The organism is Bacillus sp. FSL K6-6038 (genome assembly GCF_038050455.1).
Lineage (GTDB): Bacteria > Bacillota > Bacilli > Bacillales > Bacillaceae_G > Bacillus_A > Bacillus_A pseudomycoides.
Map to the genome: position 1 here is coordinate 2707965 of NZ_JBBOUH010000001.1, position 22865 is coordinate 2730829.

The 22865-nt window shown below is 35.3% G+C and carries 21 protein-coding genes and 1 pseudogene; 8 read left to right on the top strand and 14 right to left on the bottom strand.

Features of this window, described 5'->3' with window-relative positions:
• On the bottom strand, nucleotides 1–2118 hold the full coding sequence (gene recQ / locus NSQ40_RS14005) for a DNA helicase RecQ (protein ID WP_341286122.1): 2118 nt from the start codon (nucleotides 2116–2118) through the stop codon (nucleotides 1–3).
• Nucleotides 2119–2167: 49 nt separating this feature from the next.
• On the bottom strand, nucleotides 2168–3082 hold the full coding sequence (locus NSQ40_RS14010; protein WP_003198102.1) for a LysR family transcriptional regulator: 915 nt from the start codon (nucleotides 3080–3082) through the stop codon (nucleotides 2168–2170).
• Between the two features lie 125 nt (nucleotides 3083–3207).
• Here NSQ40_RS14010 and NSQ40_RS14015 point away from each other — a divergent pair, with 125 nt between their 5' ends.
• Nucleotides 3208–4470: an APC family permease gene (locus NSQ40_RS14015; RefSeq protein ID WP_033796208.1), complete on the top strand. Its 1263-nt coding sequence runs from the start codon at nucleotides 3208–3210 to the stop codon at nucleotides 4468–4470.
• A gap of 978 nt (nucleotides 4471–5448) precedes the next feature.
• Entirely contained in the window at nucleotides 5449–5811 is a 363-nt protein-coding gene (locus NSQ40_RS14020; RefSeq protein WP_016115111.1) for a hypothetical protein, read from the top strand.
• A 342-nt stretch (nucleotides 5812–6153) separates the two neighbouring features.
• Here NSQ40_RS14020 and NSQ40_RS14025 read toward each other — a convergent pair whose 3' ends face one another.
• Together NSQ40_RS14025 and ppaC are read right to left on the bottom strand one after the other, a co-directional pair.
• Entirely contained in the window at nucleotides 6154–6606 is a 453-nt protein-coding gene (locus tag NSQ40_RS14025) for a DUF6884 domain-containing protein (RefSeq protein WP_098187722.1), read from the bottom strand.
• Nucleotides 6607–6888: 282 nt separating this feature from the next.
• Complete coding sequence (ppaC, locus tag NSQ40_RS14030; RefSeq protein WP_003207354.1) at nucleotides 6889–7821, bottom strand: manganese-dependent inorganic pyrophosphatase; 933 nt, start codon at nucleotides 7819–7821, stop codon at nucleotides 6889–6891.
• A gap of 198 nt (nucleotides 7822–8019) precedes the next feature.
• Between ppaC and NSQ40_RS14035 the strand changes: the two genes are divergently transcribed.
• Nucleotides 8020–8826 carry an alpha/beta fold hydrolase gene (locus tag NSQ40_RS14035; RefSeq protein ID WP_003198091.1) on the top strand — a complete coding sequence of 269 codons (807 nt, stop codon included), beginning with the start codon at nucleotides 8020–8022 and terminating at the stop codon, nucleotides 8824–8826.
• 367 nt (nucleotides 8827–9193) lie between these two features.
• On the opposite strand, the pseudogene NSQ40_RS14040 reads toward NSQ40_RS14035, so the two are convergent.
• From NSQ40_RS14040 to NSQ40_RS14070, 7 genes and pseudogenes are all read right to left on the bottom strand, one after another.
• Nucleotides 9194–9374, bottom strand: a pseudogene (locus tag NSQ40_RS14040) (carboxymuconolactone decarboxylase family protein); the annotation flags it as partial.
• A 42-nt stretch (nucleotides 9375–9416) separates the two neighbouring features.
• Nucleotides 9417–10907, bottom strand: a complete 1491-nt coding sequence (locus NSQ40_RS14045; RefSeq protein ID WP_258248342.1) for an alanine/glycine:cation symporter family protein — start codon at nucleotides 10905–10907, stop codon at nucleotides 9417–9419.
• A gap of 113 nt (nucleotides 10908–11020) precedes the next feature.
• Nucleotides 11021–12505, bottom strand: a complete 1485-nt coding sequence (locus NSQ40_RS14050) for an aldehyde dehydrogenase family protein (RefSeq protein ID WP_003198084.1) — start codon at nucleotides 12503–12505, stop codon at nucleotides 11021–11023.
• 20 nt (nucleotides 12506–12525) lie between these two features.
• The gene (dapA, locus tag NSQ40_RS14055) at nucleotides 12526–13422 is read right to left on the bottom strand and encodes a 4-hydroxy-tetrahydrodipicolinate synthase (protein WP_033796206.1); all 897 of its coding nucleotides are present in this window, start codon (nucleotides 13420–13422) and stop codon (nucleotides 12526–12528) included.
• Nucleotides 13423–13474: 52 nt separating this feature from the next.
• Nucleotides 13475–14428, bottom strand: a complete 954-nt coding sequence (locus tag NSQ40_RS14060; RefSeq protein ID WP_018765665.1) for a proline racemase family protein — start codon at nucleotides 14426–14428, stop codon at nucleotides 13475–13477.
• Nucleotides 14425–15462: a proline racemase family protein gene (locus tag NSQ40_RS14065; RefSeq protein WP_033796204.1), complete on the bottom strand. Its 1038-nt coding sequence runs from the start codon at nucleotides 15460–15462 to the stop codon at nucleotides 14425–14427. The genes NSQ40_RS14060 and NSQ40_RS14065 overlap by 4 nt, the downstream gene beginning before the upstream one ends.
• Nucleotides 15459–16634: an NAD(P)/FAD-dependent oxidoreductase gene (locus NSQ40_RS14070; RefSeq protein WP_033796203.1), complete on the bottom strand. Its 1176-nt coding sequence runs from the start codon at nucleotides 16632–16634 to the stop codon at nucleotides 15459–15461. The genes NSQ40_RS14065 and NSQ40_RS14070 overlap by 4 nt, the downstream gene beginning before the upstream one ends.
• Nucleotides 16635–16814: 180 nt before the next feature.
• Here NSQ40_RS14070 and NSQ40_RS14075 point away from each other — a divergent pair, with 180 nt between their 5' ends.
• From NSQ40_RS14075 to NSQ40_RS14090, 4 genes are all read left to right on the top strand, one after another.
• Nucleotides 16815–18476 (top strand): sigma-54 interaction domain-containing protein, encoded by a 1662-nt coding sequence (locus NSQ40_RS14075; RefSeq protein WP_003207342.1) that lies wholly within the window; start codon nucleotides 16815–16817, stop codon nucleotides 18474–18476.
• A 73-nt stretch (nucleotides 18477–18549) separates the two neighbouring features.
• On the top strand, nucleotides 18550–18822 hold the full coding sequence (locus tag NSQ40_RS14080; RefSeq protein WP_018765669.1) for a (2Fe-2S)-binding protein: 273 nt from the start codon (nucleotides 18550–18552) through the stop codon (nucleotides 18820–18822).
• Nucleotides 18819–19151 carry a (2Fe-2S)-binding protein gene (locus NSQ40_RS14085; protein ID WP_018765670.1) on the top strand — a complete coding sequence of 111 codons (333 nt, stop codon included), beginning with the start codon at nucleotides 18819–18821 and terminating at the stop codon, nucleotides 19149–19151. The genes NSQ40_RS14080 and NSQ40_RS14085 overlap by 4 nt, the downstream gene beginning before the upstream one ends.
• Nucleotides 19148–20392, top strand: a complete 1245-nt coding sequence (locus tag NSQ40_RS14090) for an NAD(P)/FAD-dependent oxidoreductase (protein WP_033796202.1) — start codon at nucleotides 19148–19150, stop codon at nucleotides 20390–20392. The genes NSQ40_RS14085 and NSQ40_RS14090 overlap by 4 nt, the downstream gene beginning before the upstream one ends.
• A 152-nt stretch (nucleotides 20393–20544) precedes the next feature.
• On the opposite strand, the gene NSQ40_RS14095 is transcribed toward NSQ40_RS14090, so the two are convergent.
• The gene (locus tag NSQ40_RS14095) at nucleotides 20545–20853 is read right to left on the bottom strand and encodes a YxcD family protein (RefSeq protein ID WP_018765672.1); all 309 of its coding nucleotides are present in this window, start codon (nucleotides 20851–20853) and stop codon (nucleotides 20545–20547) included.
• Nucleotides 20841–21290 carry a hypothetical protein gene (locus NSQ40_RS14100; protein WP_003198066.1) on the bottom strand — a complete coding sequence of 150 codons (450 nt, stop codon included), beginning with the start codon at nucleotides 21288–21290 and terminating at the stop codon, nucleotides 20841–20843. The genes NSQ40_RS14095 and NSQ40_RS14100 overlap by 13 nt, the downstream gene beginning before the upstream one ends.
• A gap of 265 nt (nucleotides 21291–21555) precedes the next feature.
• Here NSQ40_RS14100 and NSQ40_RS14105 point away from each other — a divergent pair, with 265 nt between their 5' ends.
• A complete protein-coding gene (locus NSQ40_RS14105; RefSeq protein WP_003198064.1) occupies nucleotides 21556–22320 on the top strand; it encodes a DUF1836 domain-containing protein in 765 nt (254 codons plus the stop codon).
• 44 nt (nucleotides 22321–22364) lie between these two features.
• On the opposite strand, the gene NSQ40_RS14110 is transcribed toward NSQ40_RS14105, so the two are convergent.
• Complete coding sequence (locus NSQ40_RS14110) at nucleotides 22365–22616, bottom strand: hypothetical protein (protein ID WP_003198063.1); 252 nt, start codon at nucleotides 22614–22616, stop codon at nucleotides 22365–22367.
• Between the last annotated feature and the right edge of the window lie 249 nt (nucleotides 22617–22865).

Here is a 22865-nt window from a genome sequence, read left to right on the forward strand (position 1 = left end):
CTATTTTCTTATTTGCAAATAAGCACGAATCATAAAGTAACTCACTTCATCAGGAAGTTGTTCTTTAATTGACTTTAATCCGCCTTCTGCATTTTGTACTGCTGTTTCAATAAGAGATTCGTATTCTGTTGGAACAAAACTTGGCCAATCAACCTCCATTCCTTCTTCAAAACAACGAATTAAATGATTTTCAACCGTTTGACGTGATAAGCCTCGTTCTTTTGCAATCGTACTTAACTCCGTTCCTTGTTTATACATTTCATATGTTTCTAAGTGAGAATTTGCCGATGCTTTTCCAGATTTCTTACGTTCAGTAACAACCTCTGTTTTAATTGTCTCAGCGTAATCTGGGTTTTGTTCCATAAAATGAATGACTGCTTGTAAAAAGTGAGAACCATACTTAACAAGTTTATGTTCACCAATCCCTTTTACTTGTAGTAACTCATTTTCACTTTGTGGCATTTTCGTACACATATCTTTTAACGTTTGATCAGAGAAGATAACAAACGGTGGTACACCTTCTCCTTGTGCGATTTCTTTTCGCACTTCACGAAGCACTTCAAACAGTGGATGGTCTTGTACAATTTGTCTTGTTTCCACTCTTTCTTTCCGTAACACATTTTCATTTCCTAGTAATACTTCTTTTCCTTTAGCTGTTACTTTTAATGTTGGATAAGTCCCATGTTCCACCGCAATTAACTCTTCTGAAATTAAAAACTCAATAAACTCACTTACCTCTTTTACACTACGATTCGATAAAAGACCATAAGTTGGTAATGTGTGGAAATCAAATTCTATTACTTTTTTATTTTTGGACCCGGTCAACACTTGCGCAATCATTTGTTTTCCAAATCTCTGATTTGTTCGAATCATACAAGATAAGACCATTTGTGATTCTCTCGTAACGTCGACGCTCTCACGTTCATCCGTACAATTCCCGCAGCGTCCACAATCTTCTTTCGGCTCTTCTCCAAAGTACTCTAGAATAAATGATTGTAAACATTGTTCTGTATGGCAGTAATCTGTCATATGTTGCAGTTTTTCAAGTTCATTTGAGAAACGTGATTCCCCAGTAGATTGATCAATTAAAAAACGCTGCACTTGTACATCCTGAGAAGAATATAACAAAATACATTCACTATCTAACCCATCACGACCAGCACGTCCTGCTTCTTGATAATAACTTTCCATATTTTTCGGGAGTTGATAATGAATCACATAACGAATGTTTGATTTATCTATCCCCATACCAAATGCAGATGTCGCTACCATAACACTCACTTCATCACGTAAAAATCGCTCTTGCTGTTCATTACGATCATGATCATTCATTCCGGCATGATAACGTGCAACTGAAACCCCTGCTTTATATAAATCTTCATACAACTGATCAACAACTTTTCTTGTCGCTGCATAAATAATTCCAGATTCCTTTTTATTTTGACGAATATAATCTGCTAAATATGCATTTCGGTCCTGCCCTTTAATCACTGAAAATGATAAGTTTTCCCTTTCAAAGGTTGTCATAATTGTATTCTCTTGATTAATTTCAAGAGCACAACAAATATCTTCACGCACTTGCGGTGTTGCAGTCGCGGTTAACGCAAGTACAAGTGGTTTTTCTGGAAGATAATCTAATATGCGGTGTATATGTAAATAACTCGGGCGGAAATCATGTCCCCATTGTGAAATACAGTGTGCTTCATCAATTGCGATCATCGGTATCTTCATATCAATTAATTGATCTACAAATTCCATTGAATCAAGACGCTCCGGCGCCACATATAACAACTTATAATGACCTTGTTTCGCTAATTGGATTCGTTGATTTGCTTCTGTAATTGAAATAGAACTATTAATATATGTAGCTGAAATCCCGTTTTGTACTAATGTATCTACTTGATCTTTCATAAGTGAGATCAAAGGTGAGATAACTAATGTCGTCCCCTCAAATACTAGTGCTGGAATTTGATAACAAATTGATTTGCCACCGCCTGTTGGCATAATACAAACTGTATCTTTTCCAGCCAATACATTTTTAATTGTTTCATCCTGCCCTCTACGGAATGACGAGTAGCCAAAATAGGAAGCTAAAAGTTCTTGTGCTTTTGTAAACAAAAAAGATTCACCTGCTTTTCTTAGTCTTTCATCTATTAATATTATATCATTAGTTAAAAGTTACTGTACTCTCTACTTCTCTCCATCCCTTCGCATGCTTACGAATAATCATTAAAAACTCATGTAAAGCTGGAGAAAACCATTTATTTTTATGATATACAAGTTGTGTTGCAAACTTTGCTTCATTTAAAATAACAGCTTGTAGTTTCTTGTCTTTCTGCTCTTGCCCAACCGTAATAATTGGTAATAAAGAAATTCCTAATCCGCACATGACACATTGCTTTATCGCCTCAATGCTCCAAAATTCAAATGTACTTTCATGCTGAATGCCTTGTCTTTGTAAATAATGCTCAAAAAATGCTCGATAACTGCAACCACGTTCCGTATACAAAAACGTTTCCTCTTGAGAAAATTGGACATCTTGCGAATCTGTTTGTGTCACAGTGTAATCTTTTGGAAAAACAAATGCCATTTGCTCCATGACAAGTTGCTCAATATGTAAATCCTCTTCATGACGCTCAGTGTCTAAGAGGAAAGCAATATCTATATTTCCACTCTTTAAATCATTTCTCAATTCCCGACACGTTGAAGCTTTTAATGTAATTTTTACTTTTGGATACTTCTTTTTATATTCATGAAGAATAGAGGGCAAGCGGTAAATTGTTAATGATTCTGGGGCACCAATTACAATTTTTCCAGTAATCTCATTATCCACACTTGGGATTTGTTTTGCTTTCTCAGACAAAGCAATCATTTCATTTGCATAAGGCAGTAGATGCTTTCCTACATCTGTTAACACCATTTTTTTCCCTAATCGATTGAATAAAGGCTGTCCCATTTCTTGTTCAATTGCTTGAATATGCCCTGTTACAGTAGATTGTGCATATCCTAAATAGTCGGCTGCCCGTGTATATCCTCCTAATTCAACAATTGTTTTAAATGTTTTTAAATGCCGAATCTCCATCTCAATCTCTCCATTCTAACATCGCAATTTCCGATTAATAACTTCATATATATCTATTTTACTGATAGATAAACTCGAATTACAATAGAAGAAACACAATTTTTCAAAAGGAGATGTATACATATATGAGAAAGAAAAAATTAGGACCAGTACTGCTCAGCGGTTTAATTATTGGTCCAATTTTAGGGTCTGGGATTATTTTACTTCCTCCACTTATCTACAAAACAACTGGAGATTATGCCATTATCGCTTGGCTACTTATTATGGGAATTGGTTTTCTATTCGCTTCCTTATTTGGTAAGTTAAGTATTCTCTTCCCTAGTGAATCTGGGGTTGCACATGCGGTAGATCAAGCTTTTGGACCTTCTATGAAGCAATTAACTTCTATTTTCTTTATCATAGCAGGTTGTCTAGGACCTACAGCTGTTCTTATGACAGCCAGTCAATATATAGCGGCTTTATTTTCAAACTTTAAAGTTCCATTAGAGGGAATTGGTTTTCTTTTAATGTGCCTTTGTGTATTGATTTTATTATTAGATATATCATCTATTGGAAAAATATCATTTGTATTTTCAACAGCTGCAACCGTTCTTTTATTGAGCGGTGGAATTCGTTCTATCCCTCATTTTCGATCGGAACAGCTAGTTCAAACATCTTTTTCTTTTGGAGATTTTGGATATAGTATTTTATTGCTCTTTTGGGCTTTAGTAGGTTGGGAGATTATTGGGAATTACAGTATGGATGTCAAAAATCGAAAAAAAACCATCCCACAAGCAATTACGATAAGCACACTTACTGTAACGGTTGTTTGTCTTGTCGTGGCAGGCGCCACACAATGGATTGTAATTCCTAGTTCACATCAAGAAGACTTACGAATAACAGCCATATTAGCTACTTTATTTGGAGAGTTTGCTGTTCCTCTTATCGCTTTTATTACTACTGTTCTTTGCATGAGTACATATTTATTAGTTGTTGGCGGGGTCTCGCGTCTTATCGCTTCTGAAGCAAAATATATAAAGAAATTATATACACTTTCCTATCGTACGAAATCGAATGTATCAATCTATTCTTTACTTTTCTTAATCGGCGTACATACCATTGTATTTATCTGTCTTTATAACGATTTCATTACAGTAGAACAAATTGTAGCCATTGCAAATGCTTTCTTTATCTGTAATGCCATTTGTGGAATCTTTGCAGCATATAAATTATTACCAGGTCTCTTTAACAAAATTCTTTCTTTAAGTTTGATTGTCTGTTTTCTTATCATTCTCTCTTTCTCTTCCATCTGGATTTTAATAAGTATTGGAATACTAGTTGGTTTCTATGGGTTACAGTACTTCAAAAACAGACCAAATACTTATGAAAAGGAAATTTCAATACGATAATGAAAAGAAAAGATTCTCATTTAAACTATTTCTCACACAAATTACAGATTCATTCCCATAATATATCCGCATCAAATTAAGGGAGGTTTATTTATGAAACGCAACAATAATCTAATTGTTTTTCGCTCTTCGAATAAACAACTCAAGGTTTCTAATCGTGATGCTTGGAAATATGAATCTCTTTATAAATATAGACCTTTATTCTCGTATAGGAAGATTTTCACATCTCTTTTCAATCTCTTTTTCAAGAATACAAAACGTTAATATCTTTCATATAAAGTTTCTCAACACATAACCTATGGACTTCATTCATTACAATTGATAACGTTTAATTAATCTGTTGGATTAAAGCCCCTTCTTACGACCTGCTTCTTACTTGCAGGTCTTTTTTATTCCTTCATTACTCTATGAATTGAACACAAGCGTAAAAATTCGACATATATATGACTACCGTAAATGTCTGCTTAAAATTTTTTCTCAATACACAAAACCCTTTCCATTTGTTACGATAAAAGTACTCCAGATGGGTTATTGCTCATCAACATTATCTAGTTAAAGGGACCTGCTGCGGGAAGTAGGTCTCTTTGACTTTGTCTGAAAGGTTTCTTATAGCCCCCATACTAGACATTCATTTGGACACATTTACCAGGTTTCTTTCCAAGAAATTCATGCTAAGATTACTTTGTCGAGTTCGACATTCTCGACAATACCCTTATGAATCCCTGCAACTTCCCTTGCAGGGATTCATTTCTTTTATATTCACTTTTATTAACATCTACTTCAACTAAATTCCCTATAATTTACTCAAGAATATTTTCTTTAAAATTCTGCATAAATCCAACTCTATAATATTTTTTATCTTCTAGAAATCCCTTAATAATATTTACAGTAATCTTTTACCATTTGCCTTACCACTTTACATTTAACATGTATCGATATATTTTATTAATATCTTTTTTATTTGTAGGAGGAAACGTATTGATTAATGCACTAGGTCTCGCTTTTATTCTTTCTAATAAACCTGAAAAGAAGAAAAAAGTTTATCTTAATGATAGATTTGCACTAATAGACATTATTGAATCTAAAGATGTATATGATTCTGAAGGTAACCCACTAGTAGAGCTAACATGTAAATATAGTATTTATTTGGATGAAAAATACTATTGTAAATCTCTCGAAGACTACACTGGACAAGTATTTCCTTTCCTAAGTGCAAAGATTGGAAAAGGTCTTGTTAGAAATTTAAATTATTATTTTTCATATGTTGATGTATACGATAAAAAACCACCAGTTAAAGAGATAAGAAACCTTATGAAGCAAGTAATAAACTATAACGTTTAGTATGTTCTAAATGGAAATTCTCTTAAAAATAGAAGCACCCAATTCGGGTGCTTTCCACTTATATTCTTTTGTTTTGGTTGTTGTACTAAAGACTGACAATATCTACATAACATAATTACCTCTCCCACTAACCCATTCCATGTTCAGCTGTATGCACTGGGAAATTAACATCTTTTACATCAACAAAAAATGGATCGCCCATTAACTCCTCATCTAGCTTTTTTCCTTATAAGTCTATATTTCTAACGATACATAGCACCCTTATGTACAATATAAAGTGAAACTTTAATCAGCGGGGGCTTACTGCCCGTTAATGCGGGATAAATCGAGTTCTTTTAACTTTCACTGAATCTCGTTATGATTTTCAACCGCCCACTTCAACCTCTGCAGCATATATCCAATTCCTTTACAGTCTTCTAACGGATAGGAAATCATTTCTTCCGGATATAACTTTGTCACTACTTTTTTATGCTTCTTGCCTGCAAGCAGGACAATTTCATTAAAGTCTAATAATTTCTTTTCAATCATTTGTCTTTTTAGTTGTTCCATACTAATAATCTCATTACTTTTCGAATTAAAAGCAAGATCATAGTTTTTTTCTACTATATCAGTTGGCAGTATAAATCCATGTTTAGCTGATAAAATAACCCAGTGTGAAAAAAATTGCGAAGCATATGCTTGGCATGCTTTTCCGAATGGACTAATGTATACATCCTTCGCTTCTGTTGGTCCCTTATCAGGATACTGATCCCAGATTTTCTTTTTTCCACATGGAATGATGCATAGCCTTTTCATTATTCCCTTTTTCCCTCTTTTCTCTTTCGATCCTATATATAATTTGTTTTATTTTTTCATTATTACTTTTAAGACATAGTAATTACTAATGAAATCATAGCATTTTTAATTCACAGATAAAAATATCAGGTTTTTCTTTTCTTCCTACCCAAGTTCCATTTTCCCTAAATGAAACATTAAAATAACAGACCTTAATATCCGAAATTTTATGCTTCCTAAAAACAAAAAAGGACAAGCAGACCATATATCTGTTTGTCCTTTCCTTTTCATCCAAAACTTCTCTTATAGAGTTTGGAACGTTTCTGTTAATACAGGAACGATTTGTTTTTTACGAGATACAACACCTTTTAAAGTTGCTGTATTGTTTTCTAATGTTACGTTGTATGCTTTTTCAACAACTTGTGTCGCTTTACCGATAGCAAGACCAACAGAATCGTTAGTTAAGATATCAGTCACAACGAATAAGAATAGGTCTAAACCTTTTTCTTCTACTACTGCAGAGATTACTTTTTCTAATTCCGCTTGGTGTACAAGAACGTCGTTTGTATCAACAGCGTTTACTTGTGCGATTTCAACTTTTGCATCGCCCATTTGGAATTCTTTTGCGTCAAGAGAGATTAATTGCTCCATTGTTTTACCGCTTAAATCTGCACCAGCTTTTAACATTTCTAAGCCGTAGCTTTCCGCGTCAACACCAGCGATTTCCGCTAATTCACGAGCTGCAGCTACGTCTTGTTCTGTGCAAGTTGGAGATTTAAATAGTAAAGAATCTGAGATAATTGCAGATAACATTAAACCTGCAACTTCTTTACGAATTACAACGCCGTTTTCTTTGTACATTTTGTTTAAGATTGTAGCTGTACAACCAACTGGCTCGCAACGGTAGTATAAAGGATCGCTTGTCTCAAAGTTAGCAATACGGTGATGATCGATAACTTCTAACACACGAACAGATTCGATATCGTTAGCACTTTGTTGACGTTCGTTATGGTCAACTAAAATCACGTTGTCCACTTCGTTTGCTACTGTTTCAACAAAACGCGGTCCTTCTACTTTAAAATGATCTAACGCAAATTGAGTTTCACCGCTGATTTCACCTAAACGTACAGGCTCAGCATTCATTCCTAATTCTTTTTTCAGCTCTGCATAAGCAATTGCAGAACAAATTGCATCTGTGTCTGGGTTTTTATGCCCGAAAACTAGTACTTTTTCCATGATTTCCACCTCTTCATGAAAAGGATATCTTAAAGAAGCAAATATGACAATATTTTAAACACATTTTTTATAAATAAAATAAAGGTTCTGCCCTATTTTACACAAAAAAACAGCTTACTTCTCCTATATAAGAGAAAAAAACATGAAAAGCAGAATAAAATCATAAAAAGTCCATTTATTAAAAGGAGGTTTTCCGTTATGCCTATTATCAAGCTTGAAAATGGTGTGAACTTATACTACGAAGAGCGCGGAGAAGGTACACCCATTCTTTTTATTCACGGCGTCTGGATGAGCAGCCGTTTTTTTCATAAACAAATCCCTTATTTCAGTGAAAAATATCGTGCGATTTCAATTGACTTACGAAGTCACGGGCGCTCTCCCCATATTGAAACTGGACATACAATTACAAACTATGCCCATGATGTGCATGCTTTTATAGAAAGTTTATCTTTAAAAGATGTTATCTTAGTCGGTTGGTCAATGGGAGCATTTGTTGTATGGGAATATATAAAGCAATTTGGAGAACAAAATATTAAAGGTTCTGTTATTGTTGATGAATTAGCATCAGATTTTAAATGGCCCGATTTCCCTATTGGTGCCTTTGATTTCCCAACACTTATTCATTTCATGAGAGAAGTTCAAACAAATCAAGTTGAGTTTCTAAAGGGTTTTATCCCTCTCATGTTTAAAAATCCCCTTTCTACAGAAGATTCAACTTGGATGCTTGAGGAGGTAACAAAGGTTCCAGCATCTATTGCGAGCGCGATTTTATTCGATCAATCTGTTGTTGATTATCGGAAAGAATTAAATGCAATTACAAAACCAACTTTACTTTGTTTCGGTAGAGAAGAAAAATTAATTCCAGTTGCTGCGGGCGAACATTTACACGCACATATTAATAACTCTCAACTCGTTATTTTCGAAAACAGCTGTCATTGTCCATTTCTAGAAGAAGCTGACCATTTTAACAATGTGCTACATTCTTTTATTCAATCACTGTCATAACGTATTTTTCAAAGGACCTAGTATGTTAAAACTTTAAAACTCATTTTTTAATCAAAACAAAAAGGCCATTTAAAACAATGGCCTTTAAAATTAATTTCTGCACAATTCCTTTTACTCAAAATTTTTATCTTCTATTTTATTAAGTTCGCCCCTTACCCACGATGCTTCTAAAGTATCTTCTAGGAAACGAGAAACCGACTTTAATTCATTTGGATTATATCTATTTAAAAATCGAATAACTCCTCTATTACTTTCATCATGCAACGCCTGATGTAAGTAAAACAGTTCTTTTCCTAAAGAAGTTGTTTTAAATAAGATTTCCTTTTTATTATTTGGAATCGTTTCTGTCGTGATTAATTTTTTAGTAACTAATCCCTAACGCAATGAGCTGTTTTTCGCGTTTTGTTAATACACCTTTCTGGAAACAAGCTTGTGTAAATGCATGATATGTTTCTGTGATTTCTGGAATTGGTTTTAAAAAATTTCCAATGCCTTCTTTATAAATGAAGTAATACATCATTTATAAAACCATGTTGTTGATATATCATCATAAAAGATAGAATTTTCAGTTTTTTAACCTTAAAAATATACTACAATTTCACACTATCATCTACTGGTACTTTTCTTCTACAAATTTCATTTTCACCTTCTTTACACTTTTCTTCCCAAAATACAACACCTTCAAGCCCTACTTTTTTAGGGTCAAATATTGGATCTTTCCCTTCTTTTTTCTGCGTTTCATAATCTTTTAATACTTTTAATGCCGTCTTACTTAACAATAAAATCGCTAAAAGATTCAGCCATGCCATACTGCCTATCCCTAAATCTCCAAGATTCCATAAAAGTGAAGCTGATTCCACACTACCGACGTAAACCATAATTAAAAATCCGAATTTCAAAATCGTTTTTAACCATTTAAATTTCAATTTATGATCCAAGTAAGTAAGTGTAGTTTCGGCAATATAGTAATATGCTAGTAGAGTTGTGAATGCAAAGAAAAAGATTGCGATTGAAATAAATAATGGACCAAAACCTGTCATAACAGTTTCAACTGCTTGTTGTGTATAAATTGGCCCTGCTTCAACATTCCCCATATTTTTCACAATGGCGCTCTTTCCTTCAGGTATGACATTGTACATCCCTGTTATTAAAACCATGAGAGCTGTTGCTGTACATACAACAATTGTATCGATGTAAACCGAAAATGCTTGTACTAACCCTTGTTTAGCAGGATGTGATACTTCAGCAGCTGCAGAGCTATACGTTGCTTCTCCAACACCAGCAACATTTGAAAATACAGCTCGTTTCACTCCCCATGCAATGGCTGCCCCAACAATTCCGCCAAACATTTCATCGATTCCAAATGCACTTGAGAAAATAAGTGTGAACATATTAGGGATTTCCGTTATATTAGCAATTAAAACGATACATGTAACAATTACATAACCAATTGCCATAAACGGTACTAGAGTTTGAGAAACAGCAGCAATTCTCTTTACTCCGCCAAAAATAATCGCTGCCAGCAATACAACTAAAAATACACCAGTCATATATTTACTAATACCAGAAGAATTTTCAAATCCAACCGCAATGCTACTTGATTGAATCCCTGGCAATAAAACGCCGTATGAAATCGTCACGACAACCGCTACAATGACGGCAAACCATTTTATTTTTAAGCCTTTTTCAATAAAATATGGTGTACCACCTCGATATTCATTTCCTACCTTACTTTTATATACTTGAGCAAGCGTTGACTCAACGAATGCACTAGCTGCTCCTAATAGAGCCATCACCCACATCCAAAACACAGCTCCTGGACCACCAAAAGCAATAGCTGTCGCTACACCAGCAATATTTCCAATTCCGACCCGGCCCGATAACGCTAAACAAAATGCTTGAAATGAAGATATCCCGGTCTCTGAGCTCTTTCCTTCAAATAATAGTTTGATCATCTCTTTAAAATACCGAATTTGTAAAAAACGAGTAGCAATTGTGAAATACACGCCTGCTCCTAACGCAAAAATAACTAATCCTATACTCCATACTTGTCCTACTAACCACTCTACTAAATTTTCCATCCCAATCCCCCTCATAATTGTGTGAAAAAGAGTTATTTATTGCGTGCTTAAAAAATAAAACGGACAACCTCACCGTTCATTCAAGTTGTCCGTTCACTCTTCCTATTTGATCATTATTTTATATTAACCCAAACACTCTTTACTTCCGTGTAGTTATCAAGTGCATACGACCCTAATTCGCGCCCAATTCCGGATTGTTTATATCCGCCAAATGGTGCCGCTGCATTTTCTAAATTATAATCATTAATCCAAACGGTTCCTGCCTTTAATTTATTTGCGACTTGATGTCCAGTTTTAATATTTTGTGTCCATACACCTGCTGCTAATCCGTAAGAAGAGCTATTCGCTCTTTCAATTACTTCCTCAGTCGAATCAAATGGCATAACTACAACGACTGGTCCAAATATTTCTTCCTTTGCGATTGTCATATCATCTGTAACATTTGTAAAAACTGTGGGCTGTACAAAATAACCTTTTTCAAATGCCCGTTCTCCCCCAGCTACAACTGTTGCTCCTTCAGCCATTCCTTGTTCAATATACTTTAGCACACGCTCTTGTTGTTTTTTAGATACGAGTGGGCCCATTTCTGTATCCTTTTCCATACCGGCACCAAGCTTAACTTTATTCGCCATTTCTACAAGTTCATCTACTACTCTTTCATAATGTTTCCGATGAACGAACACACGAGATCCTGCGCTACAGTTTTGACCATGATTATACATAATGCCTTGGAAGGCACCATTAATAGCTTCAGATAAATCGGCATCTTCTAAAATAATATTTGGTGACTTACCTCCAAGTTCTAGCGTTACATGTTTAATTGTTTCAGCAGATTGACGCATAATATATTTCCCTGTAACTGTCGAACCTGTGAAAGCTACTTTATTAATATCATGATGGTTTACGATTGCTGCTCCTGCTTCTTGTCCGAAACCTGGAACAAAGTTTACAACACCGTTTGGAAATCCCGCCTCTTTAAAAAGCTTTGCAGCATATAGTAAAGATAACGGTGTTTGCTCTGCTGGTTTTAATACAATCGTACATCCTGTCGCAAGAGCAGCACCCATTTTCCAAGCGGACATAACTAACGGATAATTCCAAGGAATAATTTGACCAACAACCCCAATCGGTTCATGACGTGTATAATTTAAATAATCTTTTGAAATAGGAATTGTTTGTCCTACAATTTTTGTAGTCCAACCAGCATAATACCGGTAATTTTCTACTGTCGCTGGAATATCATCTTCAAGCGCAATTTGATACGGTTTCCCATTATCTAAAGCTTCTAGCTGCGCTAATTCTTCTTTATGTTCTTCAATTAAATCAGCTAATTTATATATAAGATGTGCTCTTTCTGCAGTAGTCATTTCAGACCAAGGGCCCGTTTCAAAAGCTTCTCTTGCAGCTTTCGTCGCTACATCAATATCTTCCGCTTGCGCCTCACTCACTACCGCAAGAACATCCTCTGTAGCCGGATTATATGTTTTAAATGTCTTTCCACTAATAGAAGGAACAAATTCACCATTAATAAACAATTTGATTTCTTCATTTAAAAACGCTTTTACTTTTGATTTTAGCTCCATGTTTGTCGTTAACATATTTTCCCCTCCTCCTTAGTTTAAACAGCTGAATTAGCCGTTATTTGTAATAAAATCTGTTGAAGTTTTTGATCTTCTTCCTGTGTCAATCCTAATCTTGGATAACGAGATGGACCTCCAGTTTGTCCGTGTAACTCCATTGCACGTTTAACAATTTGCACGTATTTCCCTGACCCTTCTAGGAATTCACAAAGAGGCAAAATTGTATCATTAATCTCCCATGCATTTTCGAACTCTCCATTTTGAAAATGCTCATACATTTTTGTAACAAGTCCCGGAACGATATTACCCGCCACAGAGACCCATCCAGTAGCACCAACTAAATATGATTCCATAACTAAATCTTCGGATCCGCAAAAGACTTGAAAAGCACTCTCTCCTTGTCTTACTAAATCTCTCACTTTACGAATATCTCCGCTAGATTCTTTAATATGTGTAACATTTTCACATTCTTTTCCTATTCGAAGCATAAGCTCTATACTCATATCAACACCAGAGGTAAACGGGTTATTGTATAACATAATTGGTATATTTACAGCATTTGAGATTTCTTTAAAATGAAAGTAGATTTCTTCTTCTTTCGGTTTACAATAATAAGAGTTAATAATTAATGCACAATCTGCGCCATGAGCTTCTGCATGCTTCGTATATTCAATCGTTTCTTTCGTCGTCTCTGCAGCAGTTCCAACAATTACAGGAATGCGTCCATCAACTTCTTTTAATACCGTTTCCACCATCTTAAATCGTTCTTTTTTTGATAAACTAACAAATTCTCCCGTACTTCCATTAATGATGATGCCGGCAACCTTCTGCTCAATAAAATAGTTTACGTTCTGTTTCACTCCGTTCCAATCAATCTCTTGAAATTCATCCATCGGAGTAATTAATACTGGAAATGCTCCTTTTATACTTTTCATCATATTCTCTCCCTTACATTTCATTTGCTTTTTCCACATACTGTATTAACCGTTATTTTAATAAAAAGCCTACTGGAAATGGATCAGTAGGGTCTAATACAAATGTTTGCATACCTGTAATAAACCCTCTGCTTGTGAAAGTAAATGTATATCCTTTCTCTTCCTTATTCACTTTTTGCACCTTCACAAAACTATTAAAAATACTCTCATTAATAAAAGGTTCTTCCGTACGTACATCACCTATAGAAAGGCTACTTATATACGAAACACTTGTTGATGCGAATCCAGGCGAACGCACAATATAGTCGTCATCCTGAAACGTAATTGTTTTTATACGATTCTCTTTTATGTGGGAAGAATCTACTAAAACGACTCTTTTTATAAGTGGCTGCTTTGGCATGGACTCAAGTATAGCTTTCCCCCAGTTCTTTAATTCAAAAATGTTTTCAATACAAATTTCCGGAGAACATTCCTCTTTCTGAAACACTGCATATACTTGATCAGCTTGTATGAGAGAGTAGTGTATATTTCCAATAGGACTATGTAGTGGTAGATTCTCTTCGATTGAGTAACACACTTTACTTTCTAGCGATACAGAAACGACTTCATCCTTTTCTACATGTGCACGGACTAAAAACACACCGCATAGCGTTTCAATTTTGTATTGATTTGAATCGCTTTGTTTTAAGTGTCCACTTTCAAGTAACATAGTTACTACCGCGACAATCCCACCGTAATGAAGAGGAATTGCTCCTTTATGATTAAAAAATAATACAGCTGCATCAACTTCACTATGAATAGAAGGAACGACAACACATCCGTTTAAACCTATGAACCCTCGTGGTTCATTTAATAAAAGCTGTATTTCCTCTGCTAATTCACCAGAAATTTGTTCATTTAGTTGTTCCAAACTATGATAGTATTTACACGGTACGTCTTTAATTACACGAAACGCTTCACCAGCTACGTGTACATCTACTGTCATATACATTTTTTGAATCTTCATTTCACTTCCTCCGTTTCATGTTCCATCGGCGGAATTAGCAAAAATCCTTCTTTCAGTGGATCCTCTTCATTGTAAAAAAATCTATGCATTCCCATTAGCCAAGCTGAACCAGTGATCTTTGTTACTACAGCTTCAATGTTCTCCACATATGTTGTATCTATTACACTTCCTTTAAATAACGAGCCAACAATACTTTCATGAACAAATTCTTCTTGCATTGTAATTTTTTTATTAGCGTATAATACAGCTAGCTTCGCAGATGTTCCCGTACCACATGGAGAACGATCAATTCCTCCCGGCGGAACAACAACGGTATTTTTCACATGTGCCGTTTCATGGGTAGGATCTGTGTAAAATTCAATATGTGTTACCCCTTTTATAAATGAATATTGCGGATGAATAACTTCAAATTTTTCATTAATCGTATTTCTTATTTGGATCGCTTTATCAATTATTGTAGAAGCATTTTCTGGCACTAACTCTAGACCAAGCGCTTCCCCGTCGATAATGGCATAAAAGTTTCCGCCATATGCGATATCAACATCTACATTTCCAATCCCTTCAACATGGACAGAAATACTCTTTAGTAAAAAAGCTGGTATATTACAAAAAGATACTTCTTTTGCTTTACTGTCTTGAACAGAAATATCCACTTCAACAAGACCAGCTGGTGTATCCAATTTCAAAGAAGTTATCGGCTCATATACAGGTATTAAACCTGATTCAACTAAAGCCGTACATACACCGATCGTATCGTGACCACACATCGGTAAATATCCACCTGTCTCTATGTAGATGACACCTATATCCGCTTCTGGATGACACGGATCTGTTAATAACGCCCCAGACATCACATCATGACCGCGCGGTTCATTCATTAACAATTTACGGATCCAGTCGTACTCTTTCTTCATATGAAGCATTTTTTCTGCCATGTTCTCTCCTATTAACTTTGGAAGTCCGCTAATTAACGTCCTCGTAGGATTTCCACCTGTATGCGTATCAATCGTTGTAAAGACTCTTTGTGACCTCATCCGTTTAACACCCTTTCTGTAAAACGATTCAAACGAAGCGGTTCAATCGGAATTGATGTTTCTCTTTCGTTTAAGAGCTCTTCAATAACTTTCCCTGTAACTGCTGCGAGACTAATTCCATCCCCTTCATGTCCTGCAGCGATATAATAGTTTGGAATATGTTCTACTCGTGAAATGATCGGCAAATGATCTTCTGTCCATGGACGCAGGCCAGCGTAAGAACGAATAACCATCATATCTGCCATTTTCGGATAAAAACGAATCGCTCGATTCGCAATACACTTAATTACTTCGTTGTTTATCCTCGTATGAAATCCTACAAATTCTCTACTACTACCAATTAAAAAATTTTGACTTTCTGTTGGTTCAAACACGAGAGCTACACCGTATTTTTCAGTCAAAGCATCGACTTTCCGTTTCCCACCAAACTTAGAAATTAAATAACCAAATTCCATTACTTTGCGAGAGCCTACATGTTGTTGCCTTGAAGCTACGATAATATGTCCTTTTCTTGGCTCAATCGGTATAGATAGGTCCAACATTTCTCCAATTTTAGGGGCCCATACTCCCGCTGCGTTCACAATTTGCTTTGCAGTAAACGTTCCATTTGTCGTTTCTACAATAAAGGAACCATCTATGGCTCTCCTCATTTCTTTTACTTCTGTATGCTTAAAAGATTTTGCCCCCAATTTTTCCGCTTCTGCAAGAAGTGAAAAAGCAAGGAGATACGGATTTACAGTCGAATCTGTTGCACATTCTAAACCACCTAATAAATCATCAGCGAAAAACGGTGATTCTTCTCTTATGTCTTGTCTATCAAGCATCCGAAACGGTAAGCCAGCTTCTTTTTGACGATTCACCCATTTTTGAGCTGCCTCCATTTCCTCCTCTGACTCACAGACAAGAATACTTCCTGGCGCTCGGTATTCAAACGAATGTTCCAATTCTTCACTTAATTCCGTTACTAATTTTTGACTTACTAGCGACATCTGACTATCAAAGCCTGGGTCTTTATCAATGGCTAAAATGTTGCCGTCACACCGTGAAGACGTGCCACTGACAAATTCCCCCTTGTCAATGATTGTTACGTCTCTTCCATATTTTGAAGTGTAATAAGCAATAGAACAGCCAATAATTCCACCGCCTAGTATTAAAACGTCACAGTGTCTCATGCAGCCCCCTCCTTTCTTTCAAATCTCTCATCCTCTATTTATGCAATTGGTATGCCAACTCAAAATATATTTATTTTCATATGTAAGAAAAATAGATGTAAAAATATTTTGAATTTAAAAGAAATAAGTGTATTATTTTTTTATCAGTGTCTAAAATTTTTCACACTACAGGAGGATAATATGGCATTTTCGTTCCCATCAATAAAAGAACTTATAAAATATTTTTCAACAAATCATACATTCGACATAAGTCACATCAAACAAAAAAATGGCGAATTTTATTACCTTACTGCACATACGAAAGAATTACTTTGTGCAACTTTATATGAAGAAGACTCCTTCTCTAATTTAATCAAAGCATTTTCTAATCATTTTGCAGTCGTTATTCTCAATAAAACACAAGATCCAACACACTGTATAACTGTTACCCAAATGGTCCCTTTTCTCTATAATTCTTACAATCAATTACAGGCATTTTACAATACCGTTCTTCAAACGACAGATTCTTCAGTTACTGTTATCGACGATAATGAACGTGTTCGTACATGGACAGATGGAGCCGAAAAAATATTTTCAGTAAAACATGGAGACATTATCGGACAACCTATTACTCATTTTTTTGATTATAAAGATCTAGAAATTTTACAATCATTACATAAAGGAAAACGTATAGTAGCTCAGTATCATCAACCTCGCTCCGATCTATTTGTATTAATTAATTCAAATCCTGTTTATTGCGACAACAAAATTATCGGTGCAGTCGTTTCTGAAACGGATGTTACAAGTCAGGTTGTACTAAATGAAAAGTTATTTAATATGTCACATGAAGTGCACCGCTTAGAACAAGAAGTAGCAAAATATAAAGACACATCCGATCCCTTTCATTCCATGAAAGGAAAGAGTGCTGTCATACAGAGAACGATCCAATTGGCTAGAAAAGTTTGCTCTGTTAAATCGACCGTTTTAATACTAGGAGAAAGCGGTGTCGGAAAAGAAGTATTTGCGAAAGCGATTCATGAAGCAAGTGAGAAGGAAAATGCCCCTTTCATTTCGATTAACTGTGGTGCAATTCCAGAAGCATTATTTGAAAGTGAATTATTCGGCTATGAGCGCGGAGCTTTTTCTGGAGCGAATAGTAAAGGAAAGAAAGGCAAAATAGAACTTGCACAAGGTGGCACTTTATTTCTCGATGAAATAGGCGAAATGCCACTCGATATGCAAGTTAAGCTTTTGCGTGTACTGCAAGAACGAAAATATTATCGTGTCGGTGGAGAAAAAGAAATTAATATTGATTTTCGTGTTATTGCAGCTACAAATCGCGATTTACAAGAAGAGATGAAAAAAGGAACATTTCGTGAAGATTTATATTATCGCTTAAATGTAGTTAGCTTACACATTCCACCATTACGTGAAAGACGAGAAGACATTATAGAATTAACCTATTCTTTTTTAAACGACTTTTCAATAAATTACAAAAGACCAATTCATGATTTCCCCCCAGAAATTATGCACGAACTCCTTCATTACGATTGGCGGGGGAATATTCGCGAGCTGCGCAACGTTATAGAAAGACTCGTCGTATTTGCAACGGACGGCATTATAAAGCAAGAATATTTACCCTTTCATACAAACAGTACTCCAGAGGAAATAGCATCTCATTATTCATTAGTCAGTAACAACAACACGATTTTTTCCTTACAAGAAGAGATGGATCAACACGAGAAAAAAGTGATCAAAAGAGCTTTACGAATTTTAAATGGTAATAAATTAGAATGTGCGAAACAACTTGGTGTAACAAGAGCTACTTTATACAACCGCTTAAAAAGACTCGGGTTACAATAAAACCTCCCCTCCTCTATATTGGCATACCTTTTGCATTATAATTTTTGTAAACCGAACTAGAGGAGGAATATACATGTCTAATAAAGAGAATTTAATTATTTGTCGTTGTGAAGAAGTTACATACGGACAACTTCAATCGACAATTACTGCATATAATTGCTCGGCTCGGGAGTTAAAACTAAGAACACGTGCTGGGATGGGCTTTTGCGGGGGGCGTACATGTAGAACGACAATAGATCGAATGATAGAAATTGCAAATCCTGGAACATCACCTCATGAGATTCCGTTAAAATATCAACCACCAATACGCGCAGTAACTTTTGGAGCGGTAGGTGAAAAGCAATGAATAGAATTTTACATCATCCTATTTTAGGAAACTTAGACGATAGAAAACGTATTTCATTTCAATTTAACGATAAAGAATACGAAGCATATGAAAATGAAACGATTGCTGCTGCCCTTCTTGCAAATGGAATTAGAACGTTACGCGTTCACGAAGATAGTGGTACACCTAGAGGAATTTACTGTAACATTGGACATTGTTCTGAATGCCGTGTAACAGTTAATAATCAAATGAACGTCCGAGCGTGCTTAACTGTTGTAGAAAACGAAATGGTTGTTGAAAGTGGGAAACAGCATCCAAATATTATTAGAAAGATGGTGGAAAAACGATGATGGATGTAATTGTAATTGGCGCGGGACCAGCAGGATTAGCTGGTGCAATTGCTTGCGCTAGTTCTGGACTTAACGTACTTGTTATTGATGAATTTATGAAACCTGGCGGACGATTGTTAGGACAATTACATCAAGAACCAACTGGAGAATGGTGGAACGGAATAAAAGAATCCGAACGCCTTCATCAAGATGCAAAAGCACTCTCAGTAGATATTCGATGCGGTGTGTCAGTATACAATTTAGAAAAAGACGAAAACATTTGGTATGTACATACAAGCATAGGTACAATTGAAGCCCCCTTTGTACTACTTGCTACCGGGGCTGCTGAATACTCTATCCCACTTCCTGGCTGGACTCTTCCAGGAGTCATGTCAATTGGCGCTGCTCAAGTTATGACAAATGTTCATAGAGTCCAAGTTGGGAAAAAAGGAATTATTATCGGAGCCAATATTTTATCATTTGCAATTTTAAATGAATTACAACTAGCTGGTATTACTGTTGATCATATCGTACTCCCTGAAAAGGGTGACCTTAGCCAAAAAGCTGGTGAACCAGAGGAAGTTTTAAAGTCACTATTAAACGCTGCCCACCTTGCCCCATCAGCTTTACTACGCATCGGAAGTCGCTTTATGAAACATGATTGGATTCGAAAAGCTGGTTTAACCTTTTATCCGAATAACGGTATAAAAATAAATGGTACACCACTCCACCTTTGCAAAGCTGCAATTGAAATTATCGGAACGGATAAAGTAGAGGGTGTTCGTGTTGCTAACATTGATTCGAAAGGAAATATTATAAAAGGATCAGAAGAAATATATGAAGCAGACTTTGTTTGTATCGCAGGAGGATTATATCCACTTGCAGAGCTCGCTGCCGTAGCAGGATGCCCATTCCATTACATTCCTGAACTGGGTGGACATGTCCCATTCCATTCAGAGACAATGGAAACCCCTCTTCACGGATTATTTGTAGCTGGAAATATTACTGGAATTGAAAGTGGGAAAATTGCTATGGCGCAAGGAACTGTTGCCGGTCTTTCAATTGTTAAGCATGCTTGTACAGAATTAAACTCAGTCGGACAACAATTACAGCAAGCTATCCAAAATGTCCAGGTTGTCCGCGAACAAGCTGCAATTCAATTTAACCCAATGGTTACCGCTGGTAGACGTAAAATGAATGAACTTTGGAGTCATTTTTGTTTAAATCAGGATGATCAAAATCCGCCTCAAGAAGTTATATAATTCATTGCCTAGAGAATAGTGCCCAGCTTAGCTGGGCACACAAATGAAGAAGCAAAGGTATTCACCCTTACTTAACTACTAGGTTCATTATTTCATTAAAAATGTGCATACTAAAAGGAGCTGTTGAAATTAATCTCAACAGCTCCTTTTGACTACTCATCCGAGTTATTTAAATTCGCCAATGCGAAAATACCTTCTTCATCATCTAACTCAAGCTGTAACCTTGCCGCAAACGGATTGACATTGTATTCCCTATCAAGCCATAAGCGAAGTGCTTCAATTAAGTTTGCTTGAATTAAAATTTGCCTGCGACCATTTACTTCTACTTCAGCAGAAAAACCATAGTCATCATCATACATTAGTTCAACTAAAACTGCTTCTGGGCCAACTTGTCGCTTTTCTGCGATATACACACATAGTGCGTTTATCAGCTCTTGTTCAGAAATTTTTATCGTTTCCATACTGCTTCTTCTGCCTGTTTCTTACGTTGATTTTTGAAATATTTAAATGCTCGAATCGCTAACATTACGATACCAGCCATTACTAGCATATTTACCATGAACGCTAATACAGAACCAAGTGCTCCCATGTTTGCAAATAAACTTCCCATTAGCAGACCACCAAGACCACCTAGTAATAAACCTTTCATAAAGCTCCCTTTATTACTCTTCGGTGCTGTGTTTGATGCTTTTGTTTTTGTATCAGGGTTTGTTTTCTGTGCATTCACATTAGAATCTTTTTTGTTTAAATCAACTTTTGATTTTTGACCTGAACTTGGTGTAAATGATTTTTGACCTGACTTGTAACTTTTCGCCGCCGCATGATCTACGAAAACAAAGCTACTAGCCCCAAAAACAACCATTAATGCAGTCATTACTGTAACGATTTTTTTCAACATATTATATCCATTCTCCTTTTACTATAGATATATGTGAAATCTATCTTTCTTTAAAATAAGAATGATAGATTTATTTTAAAGTTAAACAAAAAGTTCTTATGAACCTATTATATGAACTTTTTCTATAATAAGCAAGTGTTATTTATTTAACTTTATTAACAATTTATAAAATGACAGGAAAAATAATGAAAAACAGAATTGACTTTACAAGCAACAAAACATATTATAAGTTCATAAGAACTTTTATAATTTTGGAGGTGAAAAGATGGAAACATTTCATCTCACACGAAACGAAATGGCAATGCTCCTTCTTTCTCTTAGAGGATGGAATGCAAAAAAGCCTCTCGTTATTTTACAAGAAGCTTGGGCAAAGTCACATAAAAAAGATATTGAATGTGGACAAAGTGTTACAGCTTTTATTACAACCGCTCTTTCACCTATTTTTGAAAAGCTCATTAAAATTGAAGATACAGATATTGGATTTTCTTTAAATGAGATCGTTGCGCTTGGTAATCAAATTGAAAATACCAGTTTTTCTGTAACAGCTATGCAAAACTGGGTAAAACGAGATATAAAAGAAATGATTGGTTCACCACAAAAAGGAAAAAAATATTCTATCGAACAAGCAGCTTTATTATTCATTGTTGAAGATTTAAAAACAGCACTTGATTTTGAATCCATTCGTAAGCTGTTAAGACTCATCGTAAATGATCCAGCAGATCGAAGTGATGATTTAATCAATCCTGTTCATTTATACGTCGCTTATTCTTCTTTATTTGAGGAATTGAATCAAGGTGGTTGTTTACAATTAAACGCGACTGATACCATTCGTACAATTGAAAATATTGTAAAAGAAAAAGCAGATAAAATCGCAAGTCGGTTTGATCAAATCAACAATGAGCAACGAGAAGCCATTCGTAATGCGATTATTATCGCAACACTTTCTGTACATACGGCATATGTACAAATGTTAGCGAAACGCTATGTTTCTGCAACATTATTTTTACAAAATTTAGATGTAAAGCCATAAAAAAAGAGGAGCGCAAAGCGCTCCTCTTTTTTAGAACTTTTGTATTACAAGTAATACACACACTCTCTCCGCAATAAATGAACTACATCTTGAATATACTTTGAAGTCTTTAAAATATCATCAAAATAATAGTTTCTCTTCATAAAAACATTAAGATTCTTATTCTCAGTTAAAATTCCAAATACGCACCTTTCTTTATAGGTCACAAAATCTTCTTTCATCTCTCCTTCCCACTTTAAATTTTGAAAGGGAAGAAGAGATAATTGTACTAATTCTGCCATTTCAACAATTTTCAAAGTAGTAAACTACTGTATTTCATCTAATATTACTTCATTAATTAAGCAAAGAAAATCTCCCACTGTTCGCTCTTCTTCTCTCTTTTAAAAGAAACTTTGTAATACTAGGGCTATGAACTGAAGTTTTTTCTTCTTTTATCTACTAAAAAAAACAGCTCACTTACAAGATGAGAAATTTCTAATATACTTTTCATTCTATCTCCATCAAACTTTCACACGGCTCTAATTTCTACGCTTTACTATAAGTAA

What these genes read in the sequence shown, in the direction of transcription:
- NSQ40_RS14045 (WP_258248342.1), bottom strand. Translation starts at nt 10,907, where the DNA reads ATGGAAAATTTAGTAGAGTGGTTAGTAGGACAAGTATGGAGTATAGGA.
- NSQ40_RS14090 (WP_033796202.1), top strand. Translation starts at nt 19,148, where the DNA reads ATGATGGATGTAATTGTAATTGGCGCGGGACCAGCAGGATTAGCTGGT.
- NSQ40_RS14025 (WP_098187722.1), bottom strand. Translation starts at nt 6,606, where the DNA reads ATGAAAAGGCTATGCATCATTCCATGTGGAAAAAAGAAAATCTGGGAT.
- ppaC (WP_003207354.1), bottom strand. Translation starts at nt 7,821, where the DNA reads ATGGAAAAAGTACTAGTTTTCGGGCATAAAAACCCAGACACAGATGCA.
- NSQ40_RS14080 (WP_018765669.1), top strand. Translation starts at nt 18,550, where the DNA reads ATGTCTAATAAAGAGAATTTAATTATTTGTCGTTGTGAAGAAGTTACA.
- NSQ40_RS14050 (WP_003198084.1), bottom strand. Translation starts at nt 12,505, where the DNA reads ATGTTAACGACAAACATGGAGCTAAAATCAAAAGTAAAAGCGTTTTTA.
- NSQ40_RS14065 (WP_033796204.1), bottom strand. Translation starts at nt 15,462, where the DNA reads ATGAGGTCACAAAGAGTCTTTACAACGATTGATACGCATACAGGTGGA.
- dapA (WP_033796206.1), bottom strand. Translation starts at nt 13,422, where the DNA reads ATGAAAAGTATAAAAGGAGCATTTCCAGTATTAATTACTCCGATGGAT.
- NSQ40_RS14085 (WP_018765670.1), top strand. Translation starts at nt 18,819, where the DNA reads ATGAATAGAATTTTACATCATCCTATTTTAGGAAACTTAGACGATAGA.
- NSQ40_RS14100 (WP_003198066.1), bottom strand. Translation starts at nt 21,290, where the DNA reads ATGTTGAAAAAAATCGTTACAGTAATGACTGCATTAATGGTTGTTTTT.
- NSQ40_RS14035 (WP_003198091.1), top strand. Translation starts at nt 8,020, where the DNA reads ATGCCTATTATCAAGCTTGAAAATGGTGTGAACTTATACTACGAAGAG.
- NSQ40_RS14015 (WP_033796208.1), top strand. Translation starts at nt 3,208, where the DNA reads ATGAGAAAGAAAAAATTAGGACCAGTACTGCTCAGCGGTTTAATTATT.
- NSQ40_RS14105 (WP_003198064.1), top strand. Translation starts at nt 21,556, where the DNA reads ATGGAAACATTTCATCTCACACGAAACGAAATGGCAATGCTCCTTCTT.
- NSQ40_RS14070 (WP_033796203.1), bottom strand. Translation starts at nt 16,634, where the DNA reads ATGAGACACTGTGACGTTTTAATACTAGGCGGTGGAATTATTGGCTGT.
- NSQ40_RS14010 (WP_003198102.1), bottom strand. Translation starts at nt 3,082, where the DNA reads ATGGAGATTCGGCATTTAAAAACATTTAAAACAATTGTTGAATTAGGA.
- NSQ40_RS14060 (WP_018765665.1), bottom strand. Translation starts at nt 14,428, where the DNA reads ATGAAGATTCAAAAAATGTATATGACAGTAGATGTACACGTAGCTGGT.
- NSQ40_RS14095 (WP_018765672.1), bottom strand. Translation starts at nt 20,853, where the DNA reads ATGGAAACGATAAAAATTTCTGAACAAGAGCTGATAAACGCACTATGT.
- NSQ40_RS14075 (WP_003207342.1), top strand. Translation starts at nt 16,815, where the DNA reads ATGGCATTTTCGTTCCCATCAATAAAAGAACTTATAAAATATTTTTCA.